Here is a 1,813-nt window from a genome sequence, read left to right as displayed (position 1 = left end):
CGGCGGCGGGCACGGCCGAGGGGACGGCGAACGGACGGGGGGTGCGCCGGGCGGCGGGCACGGGTCTGCTGGGCATGGGTGACTCCTTGGTGTTGCCGGTGGAGGGCGTACGGGACCGCCACCGGGCGCGGGCGCGCACGACGGGGCGGGGGAGAGGGGGATGAACGGGTCGGGCGGGGTGTCGCCCGGGTCAGGCCGTCGGCCGGCCCGGGAGCGGGCCGGGCGCCGGATCGGCCGCCGGACCTGGCTTCGGATCAGGTGCCGGATCCGTCGTCGGGCCCTGTGTCGGGCCCTGTGTCGGGCCCTGATCCGGCCTCAGGCCCAGGTGTGGAACAGGGCGCCGGGCACGCCGGTGCCACGGGCGCGGTCGAGAGTGCGACATCGGCCGCGGCGGGCCGGACCGTCCGCCGACGGGGCGACGACCCGCACGGCCGGGATCCTGCCACCGCTGCTGTGCACTGCGGCCTCCGATGCCTGCGCGTCCGCCCGTTTCGCGCACCAGGGTGCCCGCTACCGGCAGTTCCCGGCCACCACGGCGTTCCACCCAGTGGAACGCGTCATCCGATGGGGCGCGCCCCCTGCGCCGCCACCGAGCGCGCGACCTCGTCCGCCATCAGCCGCCCCGCCTCGCGCAACCGCCCCTCGTACCGGGCCGGATCCACCGGCGAGGCCACCACCAGCCCCAGCGCGGCCAGCAGCGAACCGTCCGGATGGAACACCGGCACCGCCGCCGCCCCGTACGCCGGCTGCATCTCCCGCCGCGCGTACCCGACGCCCCCGCGCCGCACCGCCGCCAGCTCCCGGGCCAGCCGGCCCGGCGCCACCACCGTGTACCGGGTGTGCCGCGCGCCCGCCGCGGACAGACCCGCCGTCACCTCCCGGACCAGAGCCTGCGGCGCGTACGCCAGCAGCACCCGGCCCACCGCCGTGGCGTGCAGGTCCATCCGCCCGCCCACCCGCACCTGGAACGGCGAGGACTGCACCGCCGCACCCGGCAGCCGGTCCAGCAGCAGCGCCGAACGGCCGTCCAGCGCCGCCACCAGCGCGGTCTGCCCGGTCCGCTCGTGCAGCTCCTGCAGGGCCGGCTGCGCCAGCTCCCGGATCCGGCGCAGGCACGGCGCCAACGCCCCCAGCGCCCACAGCCGCCGCCCCAGCCGGTACCCGCCGTCCCGCTGCCGCTCCAGCGCACCCCAGGCGACGAGCTCCCGCACCATCCGCAGCGCCGTCGGCGCCGGCAGTCCGGCCTGCCGCGCGATCTCGGCCAGCCGCAGTGACTCCCGCTCCCCGTCGAACGCCTCCAGCACCGCGAACACCCGCCCGGCCACCGACCGCCCCCCGGCCTCCCCCGAATTCCCCGCCACCCGCCCCACCCTCCGCCGCCGCCCGCATCCCGTCCCCCGCCCCAACACCCGCACCGGGCATCGCGATTCCACCGCTGAGCACACCCCGCGCACCCCGCGGGGCCGCGCGGCACCCACCTCCGCCGGCGGGTCGGGTCAGCGCAGGCAGTCGGCGGTGGTGAGGACGGCGCGGGTCTGGTGGGCGAGTTGCTCCTGGACGGGGACCCAGCGGGCGCCGAAGCGGTGGCGCAGCCGGTCCAGACAGTCGGTGACGACGGCGCGGGCGCGGTCGCGGGCGGCCTCCGCGGCGGGGCCGCGGACGTCGGCGAGCAGCCGCAGCAGGATCGACGCGACCCGCAGCGGCACCGCCAGAAGCGGGTGAAGACGCGCGGCATCGACTCCTCGGGGATACCGCTTCCTTCGTCGCTCACGGTGACCGCTGTGCCTTCCACGATGCGGGGCGGGGTGCCGTT

At 78.2% G+C, this 1,813-nt stretch carries 2 protein-coding genes and 1 pseudogene; all 3 read right to left on the bottom strand.

Translation table 11 applies throughout. The features are described 5' to 3' along the window. Positions 1 to 557: 557 nt before the first annotated feature. A complete protein-coding gene (locus KS423_RS44805; RefSeq protein ID WP_224285414.1) occupies positions 558 to 1,361 on the bottom strand; it encodes an IclR family transcriptional regulator in 804 nt (267 codons plus the stop codon). A 135-nt stretch (positions 1,362 to 1,496) separates the two neighbouring features. Beyond that, positions 1,497 to 1,706, bottom strand: coding sequence for a hypothetical protein (locus tag KS423_RS44800; protein WP_224285413.1), 210 nt, complete (start codon positions 1,704 to 1,706; stop codon positions 1,497 to 1,499). Continuing rightward, positions 1,673 to 1,813: pseudogene (locus tag KS423_RS44795) on the bottom strand (ATP-binding protein); the annotation flags it as partial. The gene KS423_RS44800 and the pseudogene KS423_RS44795, both read right to left, overlap by 34 nt.

This window comes from Streptomyces sp. LS1784, from assembly GCF_020103755.1.
Classification (GTDB): Bacteria; Actinomycetota; Actinomycetes; order Streptomycetales; family Streptomycetaceae; genus Kitasatospora.
The sequence above is the reverse complement of the archived record's forward strand: the minus strand, read 5'-3'. Positions and strand labels throughout refer to the sequence as shown.